This window comes from Phenylobacterium sp. (genome assembly GCF_020253645.1).
GTDB lineage: Bacteria > Pseudomonadota > Alphaproteobacteria > Caulobacterales > Caulobacteraceae > Phenylobacterium.
On the sequence record NZ_JADCBG010000043.1, the window covers coordinates 1 to 8,256 of the forward strand.

Here is an 8,256-nt window from a genome sequence, read left to right on the forward strand (position 1 = left end):
CAGGCCTAGTCCCGCCTGAAGATGATCGCCCGCCTGCCGCCGGTCTCCGCTTCGGCCCGGGAGCATACCGCCCCGTTTCTCCTGCCCTCGCCGGACAAGCCCCTCGCCCCGCCCCTCCTGCGGCTTGAGAACGCCGCCGTCGGCTATGAGCCCGGCCGGCCGGTCCTGAAGGGCCTGAACCTGCGGCTGGACCTCGACGACCGGATCGGCCTGCTTGGGGTCAACGGCGCCGGGAAATCGACCTTCGCCCGCATGGTCGCCGGCGACCTCGCGGCGCAATCCGGTGAACTCTGGCGGGATCGCCGCCTGAAGGTGGGCTGGTTCCACCAGCACCAGATCGAAGCCCTGGATCCCGAGGAAACCCCGCTCGACATCCTGCGGCGCCGTCTGCCCGAGGCCAGCGAGGCTGCCCGGCGCAGTCGTCTGGCCCAGTGGGGCCTGGGGGTGGACAAGGTCGAGACGACCGCCGCCAACCTCTCGGGCGGCGAGCGGGCGCGGCTCCTGCTGAACCTTGTGGCCATGGAGGCCCCTCACCTCCTGATTCTGGACGAGCCCACCAACCACCTTGATATCGACAGTCGCCGGGCCTTGCTGGACGCCCTGAACGACTATGAGGGAGCCGTCATTCTGATCACCCATGACCGCTCGCTCATGGAACTGGTGGCCGACCGGCTCTGGCTCGCCGAGGACGGGACCGTCCGGCCCTTTGACGGCGACGTGGACGACTACGCAAGGCGGGTGGTCGAGCGCGCGCGCCAGGCCGCCCGCGACGTCGCCAAGACCCCGGAACCCTCTCCGCCACCCGCCGTGGCCGAGCCTCCCCCCGCCCAGCCCCGGACCAAGGCGCCGACAGGAAACGCGCGTCGTCGGGTGGAAGCCACGGAGGCGGCCATGGAAAGGGCGGCGGCCCGTTTGGCGGAGCTGGACGCGGCGCTGGCGGATCCGGCGACCTTCAGCGGCGATCCCCGGCGCGCAGCCGAACTCGGAAAGGCCCGCAGTGAAGCCCAGGCGGCGCTCGACGCCGCGGAGAGCGCCTGGTTGGAGGCGGTGGAAGCCCTGGAGGCGCTCAGAGCCTAGCGCGGTCAGAAGCCCGCCGCAGCGTCTCCCCCGGGCGCCCGCCGTTCAGGCGAGGGGACCGGGGTCGGCCGGGACGCCCACGGCCCTGGGCTGGATCAGGTCCCACCGGTTGCCCCAGCGGTCCGCAAAGATGGCGACGCGGCCGTAACTCTCCTCCCGAGGCGCTTCCTCGAACCTGACCCCGTTTCGTAACATGCGTGCATATTCTTGTTCAAAATCTGGGGTCTGCAGGAACAACCACACGCGACCTCCGCCTTGCCGACCGATAAGGGATCGCTGTTCCGGGGTGCTTGTACGAGCCAGAAGCAGGGCGCCGCCCTCGGAAGACGGGGCCACCACGACCCAGCGCTTGTCATCGGACAGGACCTGGTCCTCAAGAACCTGGAAATTCAGGACATCCCGAAAATACTCCAGGGCAGGCTGATAGGCGTCAATGAGAAGCGTTGTGTACGCCAGCCGACCCGACATGACTGAAACCAAAAGCCTTTCGCCTCAAGACAGGACTGGATGCCGGGGCTTTAGCCACACGCGACGCGCTCAATCACCCCGGTGTCCGCATCGTAGAAGATGTTCAAGCGCCGAGGATTGTAGTCCTGCGTCTGGACGCAACGCGAGCAGGTCACCCGCCGCAGATCCGGGTTGACAGGCACCGGTATCGCCGAGCGCGGTCGCCCGACGAGATCGCGGACAGCGCGCAGGCCACATGTGTCCGGCGGCTCCGGGCGCAGACGCGGCGCAGGCGGAGGAGCGGGCGCCGACGCCTCGGGGCGTTCGGTCCGTACGACCGGGGCGGCACAGCCGGAAGCCGCCAGCACGAGGATGAGGCCCGCCGACCGGACGACTCGCCGGAGACTCACGCGACCTTCTCCCACCCCCGTTCGCCCTGGCGCCAATAGACGGCGGTCACCCCGGAGTCCCGGAACCCGCGCCACTGGTCACGGGCTCGCTGGAGCGCGGCTTCGTCCCGCCCGTCGAACAGGACTGAGCAGCGCTCGAAAGACGCCAGATCGCCGGCGCTGGCCCCGTCCACGAGGAAGAGCGCCTGCGCCAGGTTGGGGTTGTCCTCCGCCGAGGTCAGGGCGACGGGGTCCGCAGGTCCCGCGTGCGGCGCCGCCGCATGGGGAAGGAAGCTGTCGTCCCTGTAGCTCCAGAGCCACCCCTCCAGGTGCTCAACCCGCTCGGCGGAGGCCGCCCGCACCACGGCCCGCCAGCCCTTCTGAAGGGTCCTTTCGAGCAGAGTCGGCAGGACCTCGTCCAATCCCTGGCGCTCCAGGTGATAGAACCAGACCTCGCAGGTCGTCATGCGCGCTCTTCGTAGTGGTCGGCGACCAGGCGATTGAGCAACCGGACGCCATAGCCCGTCGCTCCGTCAGGAATGGTGGGAACGGTGGAAGGCTTCTTCCAGGCGGTGTTCGCGATGTCCAGATGCGCCCAAGGCAGGCCATTGACGAAACGCTGGATGAAGAGCGCCGAAGTGATGGACCCACCCGGTCGCCCGCCCACATTCTTCATGTCGGCGATGGGGCTGTCGATCTGCTTCTCGTAGGCCTTGGGCAGGGGCATCCGCCAGAGGGGCTCTTCCTCCCCCTTGGAGGCCGACAGGAGATTCTCCGCCAACTCGTCATTGTTCGAGAAGAGGCCGGCATAGTCATTGCCGAGCGAGATGATGATCGCGCCGGTCAGGGTGGCGAGGTCGATCATGAACCGCGGCTTGAAGCGATCCTGACAATACCAGACCGCGTCGGCCAGCACGAGGCGGCCCTCGGCGTCCGTGTTGATCACTTCAATGGTCTGGCCCGACATCGAGGTCACGACATCTCCGGGGCGCTGAGCGTTCCCATCCGGCATGTTCTCGACGAGGCCGAGGATCCCGACCGCGTTGACCTTCGCCTTACGGCCGGCGAGCACGTGCATGAGGCCGGCGACCGCCGCGGCGCCGCCCATGTCCCACTTCATGTCCTCCATGCCATCGGCGGGTTTCAGGCTGATGCCGCCGGTGTCGAAGCAGACCCCCTTGCCGATGAAGGCGACGGGCTGGGCGGCTGGATCTGCGGCCCCGTTCCAGCGCATCACCACCAGCTGGCTCTCGCGAATGCTGCCCTGGCCCACCCCCAGGAGGGAGCCCATGCCGAGATCCGCCATTTCCGGCTCGCCGAGGATCTCCACGGAGAGACCGAGGGCTTCCAGGGCCTTCACCCGCCTTGCGAACTCCACGGGGTGCAGGATGTTCGCCGGCTCGGAGACCAGGTCCCGGGAGAACACCACGGCGTCGGCCAGGGCCGCGAGGGGCGGCATGGCCGCCCTCGCCGCCGCCGCGTGTCCCGTCACGATCTGCGCCGCGGCGATGGACGGCTTCTTGTCCGCAGGTTCGCGTGTCCGATACTTGTCGAACCGATAGGCGGCCAGCCTCAGACCAAGGGCGGCGCGGGCTGCAAACTCGCCCGTATCGACTGCAGGGACCAGCCTGAGGCACTCCAGTCCCGAGGTCTTCACGGCGGCGTAGGCCGAAGCGGCGGCGTGTTCCGCCGCGAGGGCGTCGAACTCGGCGATCTTTCCTGCGCCGACCAGAATGACCCTGTCTGCGGCGCCATGGACCTGCAGGACCTGGCCGCGCGCCCCGGTGAAGCGGCTGGCCGCGACCGCGGCGGCAAAGACGCCATCCTGGAAACTTGACGCCTCACCCTCGGGAACGGCGAAGGCCAGAACGGTCCTGGGGGCCAGTCCTGTGTCGGGTGAAACGAATTCTATCTGCATGGTTCTCCGGTTCCTCTGATCGGTCCGCCCCCCGGAGGGCTTTGGGGAGCGGTTGCGTCCGCGGTGCGGGTCATGATTAGAACACCCGGAACATTCAGGCGCGGCAAATCGCCCGCTGGGATCGATTATTCATCATGCGCCTGATCGACCGCTACCTCTTCCGCCAGTTCCTCGCGCCGACGCTGTGGGCCGTCGTCGCCGCGACCGGGCTTGCGCTGCTGTCCACCTCCCTGACCCAGCTCGACCTCATTGTCGCGGGAGGGCAGAACGCCGCCGTCTTTCTGCAGGCGACCGCCCTGGCCATGCCGCAGCTGATCAACATGGTTCTTCCGGTGAGCGTCTTCGTGGCGGCTCTCATCACCCTGAACCGGCTTCAGACCGACCAGGAGCTGGTCGTCTGCTTCGCCGGCGGGATGAGCCGGTGGAGGGTCATGGCGCCAGCCTTTCGTCTCGCCGCCGCCCTCACCCTGATCTCCCTGGTGATCAACCTGTGGATCCAGCCCGCCTCGCACCGGGCCATGCGGGAAGTCCTCTTCGAGGTGAGAAGCAACCTGGTCTCGGCCCTGATCCGGGAAGGTCAGTTCACCCAGCCCGCGGCGGGCCTGACCGTCTACGCGCAGTCGGTCGAACGGAGCGGCGAGATCCGTAATCTCTTCATTCATCGGGCAAAGGACGATGGCGGCGCCACCACCTACACCGCCGACAGCGGGCGACTCGTCATCCAGGACGGGGCGCCGATCCTCAGGCTCTTTCGCGGATCCACCCAGGAGATTTCGCCCGAGGGCGTCCTGAACTACCTGACATTTGAGGATTATCCATTTGAACTCAATGAGTTTTTGAGAGGCGAGGAGCGAATTCACTACAAGCCCTCCGACAGATTCCTCCGGGAACTTCTCTTCCCGGACCTCACTCAGGACTGGGAAAAGCGAAACCATCTCAAGCTTCTGGCCGAGGGGCATGCGCGACTGGCCACGCCGCTTTACAACCTTGCCTTCATGGGGCTTGCAGTCTGGGCCATCCTCGGCGGAGCCTTCTCGCGCCTTGGGTACGGGCGCCGGATCGCCCTGGCTGGCGGAGTTGCAGCCGTCGTCAGAATTCTGGGTTTTGTGGCGGTTTCTGCTTCTGAAACCGCGAGTTGGATGAATATCCTTCAGTATATGATTCCCGCGCTTGCGACGGTTTGGGCCCTGGGAGCCGTCTTCCGAGGCCAAATCTCAAGGCGCGCATCATTCCCGGGCCGACCGCTCGCCCGCCGCACGGGGGTCGTATCAGCGTGAGACGGCGGCTGGGAATTCTCGACCTCTACCTTCTCCGCGCGGCCGTTCGGGGCTTTTCCGGCGCCCTCGCCGTGATTGCGTCCGTGATCCTGCTCATCCAGTTCGAGGAGCTGTCCCGATCCGTCGGAGTGCGCGCCGACGCCGCCGTGAGCGAAATCCTCTGGCTGACGGTGTTGCGATCGCCCAGCCTGATCCTGCTCCTGTCCCCGTTTGTCTTCCTGTTCGGAGGCATCGCGGCCTTCGTGAGCCTCAATCGTTCGAGCGAGTTGACGGCGATGCGCGCGGCGGGTGTTTCGGCCTGGAGGTTCATCGCCCCGTCCGCCGCACTGGCCTTCTTCCTCGGTCTCCTCGTGGTCATGGCGCTGAACCCGCTCGCAGCTCAACTCTCGGCACGGTTCGAGGTCGAACGCGCCCAACTGATGCAAACCTATCTTGCGGACGCACCCAAGGAGGTCTGGCTCCGGCAGGGCGATGACAAGGGGCTGATCGTCATCCACGCCAAGTCGCGGGACCTGACCGACGATGTCGTCCGCCTCAGGGCGGTGTCCCTGTTCGTCTACCAGAAGGACGCCGAGGGCCGGCTTCAGTTCCGACGCCGGATTGAGGCGGCCGAGGCGGTTCTCCGCGCCGGTTTCTGGAATCTCCGGGATGTCCGCGAAGCCGCTGCGGGGCAAAGCGCAGTGCGCTCGGATTCCCTGTCCATACGCTCCACGCTCACCTCACAGGCGGCCCTGGACCGGTTCTCGTCTCCGGAGGCCGTGACCTTCTGGAGCCTTCCCGCAGCCATCCGTCAGACCGAACTGGCAGGCTTCAGCACCAAGCCCTTCAGCCTCAGACTGCACCAGCTTCTCGCAACTCCCGTCCTGTTTGCAGCCATGGCGATCCTGGCGGCGGCGGCGTCGCTCCGGCTCTCCCGACAAGGCGGCCTTGCGCTCACCGTAGGCGCCGGGGCGGCGGCGGGGTTTCTGATCTTTTTCTTCAACCAGATGACCGCCGCCCTGGCCTCCGCCGACATTGTGCCCCCCCTGGTCGGCGGCTGGGCGCCGCCCCTGGTAGCCCTCCTGTCCGGCCTCGCCGTGCTCTGTTACACCGAGGACGGTTGAGGTGACTCCCTGCAAACGCGAGTCGAGCCTCGGCGATCGGTACGAGGAATTCATGGTGCGCTCGGAGATAAGGACATGGGGGCCGGCCGTATGGCTGGCCGTCGTCGCCTTGACCCTCCCTGCGAGTGGTCTTGCAGAGCCCGCGCGCAAGGCGCCCGCCTCCGGGGACTCAGCGCTCCGGCAGCAGGCGGATGGCCTGAACCCGGATCAGCTCTACCTGGAGGCCGACAAGGTCCTTCGGGATGAACAGAATGGCCGGACCATAGCAACCGGCAATGTCGAGGCCCGATACCAGGGGCGCACCCTGACCGCGGACGAAGTGGTCTTCGAGTCCGCGAGCCGGATGATCAGGGCCCGCGGCAAGGTCCGTATCATCAACCCGGACAGGACAGCCCAGTTTGCCGACGAGATCGTCCTTGATCAGTCGCTGACGGTTGGCGCGGCATCAGGCTTTGCGGCCCGAAGCGAGGGCCAGATCAAGATGGCGGCGGCCACCGCCGTTCGCCGGAGCGAAACCCTCAACGAGCTCAATCGCGCGATCTATACCCCCTGCGAAATCTGCGCAGAGAACGGGAAGACCAGAGCGCCCTCCTGGTCCATCCAGGCCGAGAGGATCGTGCAGGACCGTGAGCGACAGGTGGTCACCTACCGGAACGCCGTCATCCGCGTCCGTGGGCTCCCAGTCTTCTATTTGCCCGTCTTCTGGCATCCCGACCCCCAGGCGGAGCGCAGATCCGGTTTCCTGACGCCGGATATTCAGACATCTGGGCGCCGAGGCCTGTCATATGAGCAGCCCTACCTGTTCGTCCTGAGCCCCTCCGCTGACGTAACCCTGTCGCCTCAGATCAACAGCCGGGTTGCACCTTTCGTGAACGCCCATTACCGGCAGCGCTTCCGGTCGGGGGCCGTGGATGTCCGCGGCGGCTTCACCTACGACCGGGATTTCGACGGGGATGGGAACGCCTTTGGCGACCCGACCTCCCGGAGCTACCTCCTGGCGTCAGGAGCCTTCGCCCTGACCCCGGAGTGGAGGTGGGGTTTCAGCGCCGAGCGGACATCCGACAACCTGCTGTTCGAGAAATATGACGTCGGTGAGGTCTATATCGCCCGGGGCCCCTTCGTGCCGGACGACCGCCGACTGATCTCACAGGTCTACACCACCCATCAGACGGCGCGGTCCTGGTTGTCGGCAGGAGCCTTCAGCATCCAGGGGCTCCGCCCGGAGGATGATGACAGAACCTTCCCTCGGGTGGGTCCCTTCATAGAGGGCCGGTTCGAACCCGTCACAAGCATCGGAGGCGGCCGGCTCAGGGTTCAGACCTCGGCAGTCGTCCTGACGCGCGACGCTGCACCCGCCAGCCCGTCCGGTACGCCCGGACTGGACAGCCGCCGGGTCACATTCGAGGGCGATTGGCGGCGAACCTCCACCAGCCTTGCAGGGTTGAGGATCGCCACCTTCGGCAATCTCAGGATGGACGGCTACAGCCTCGACGATGTCGATCCGCAAATTGGACAAGGGCGACTCCAGGGGCGCGCCCTGGCGAGCCTCGGAGCGGACGTTTCCTTGCCCCTAGGCCAACGAATCGGCTCCGCTCTTGTGGTTCTTGAGCCAACCGCGCAGGTCCTGGCGTCGGCAGGCGCAGCCCTGATCCGGGTCGGCCGGACCCCCACGGGAGCCCCCATCTACCTCAACGAGGATTCGGCCACCGCGGTCTTCGACGAAACCAGCCTGTTCAGGCTGAATCGCTTTCCGGGATATGACCTTGTCGAGGACGGCCTGCGTCTCAGCCTGGCTGGGCGCGCCAGCGTCCTGTGGGATGATGGCCGGCGGGCAAGCTTTGTCCTCGGACGCAGCTTCCGGTCCAATGACTCCGAAGTCTTCTCAACGACGTCCGGACTGGCCACAAAGGCCTCGGACTGGATCATCTCCGCGGAGGCCACGCCGATCTCGGGGGTCAGCCTGTTCGGAAAAACCCGCCTTGACGGGGAGAACCTGGATGTGCGCCGCGCAGAGGCGGGCGCGGATGTATCCCTGCCACAGGGTC

At 66.6% G+C, this 8,256-nt stretch carries 6 protein-coding genes and 1 pseudogene; 4 read left to right on the forward strand and 3 right to left on the reverse strand.

Annotation, left to right across the window (positions count from 1 at the left end; genetic code table 11):
• Window positions 1-1,077: pseudogene (locus tag INE98_RS03435) on the forward strand (ATP-binding cassette domain-containing protein); the annotation flags it as partial.
• A gap of 45 nt (window positions 1,078-1,122) precedes the next feature.
• Here INE98_RS03435 and INE98_RS03440 read toward each other — a convergent pair.
• From INE98_RS03440 to INE98_RS03450, 3 genes are all read right to left on the reverse strand, one after another.
• On the reverse strand, window positions 1,123-1,545 hold the full coding sequence (locus INE98_RS03440; protein WP_293536597.1) for a VOC family protein: 423 nt from the start codon (window positions 1,543-1,545) through the stop codon (window positions 1,123-1,125).
• A 385-nt stretch (window positions 1,546-1,930) separates the two neighbouring features.
• Entirely contained in the window at window positions 1,931-2,380 is a 450-nt protein-coding gene (locus INE98_RS03445; protein WP_293536598.1) for a DNA polymerase III subunit chi, read from the reverse strand.
• A complete protein-coding gene (locus INE98_RS03450) occupies window positions 2,377-3,831 on the reverse strand; it encodes a leucyl aminopeptidase (protein ID WP_293536599.1) in 1,455 nt (484 codons plus the stop codon). Before INE98_RS03450 ends, INE98_RS03445 begins: the two co-directional genes overlap by 4 nt.
• 134 nt (window positions 3,832-3,965) lie before the next feature.
• On the opposite strand from INE98_RS03450, the gene lptF reads away from it, so the two are divergent.
• The 3 genes from lptF to INE98_RS03465 form a co-directional block, all read left to right on the forward strand.
• A complete protein-coding gene (lptF, locus tag INE98_RS03455; RefSeq protein ID WP_293536600.1) occupies window positions 3,966-5,108 on the forward strand; it encodes an LPS export ABC transporter permease LptF in 1,143 nt (380 codons plus the stop codon).
• Window positions 5,105-6,211: an LptF/LptG family permease gene (locus tag INE98_RS03460; RefSeq protein ID WP_293536602.1), complete on the forward strand. Its 1,107-nt coding sequence runs from the start codon at window positions 5,105-5,107 to the stop codon at window positions 6,209-6,211. The genes lptF and INE98_RS03460 overlap by 4 nt, the downstream gene beginning before the upstream one ends.
• A 1-nt stretch (window position 6,212) precedes the next feature.
• Window positions 6,213-8,256, forward strand: a 2,044-nt coding sequence (locus INE98_RS03465) for an LPS assembly protein LptD (RefSeq protein ID WP_293536604.1), incomplete at its 3' end; no start/stop codon positions are given.

Excerpts from the sequence above, each read along its gene's own strand:
- lptF (WP_293536600.1), top strand. The coding sequence starts at position 3,966 with ATGCGCCTGATCGACCGCTACCTCTTCCGCCAGTTCCTCGCGCCGACG.
- INE98_RS03445 (WP_293536598.1), bottom strand. The coding sequence starts at position 2,380 with ATGACGACCTGCGAGGTCTGGTTCTATCACCTGGAGCGCCAGGGATTG.
- INE98_RS03440 (WP_293536597.1), bottom strand. The coding sequence starts at position 1,545 with ATGTCGGGTCGGCTGGCGTACACAACGCTTCTCATTGACGCCTATCAG.
- INE98_RS03450 (WP_293536599.1), bottom strand. The coding sequence starts at position 3,831 with ATGCAGATAGAATTCGTTTCACCCGACACAGGACTGGCCCCCAGGACC.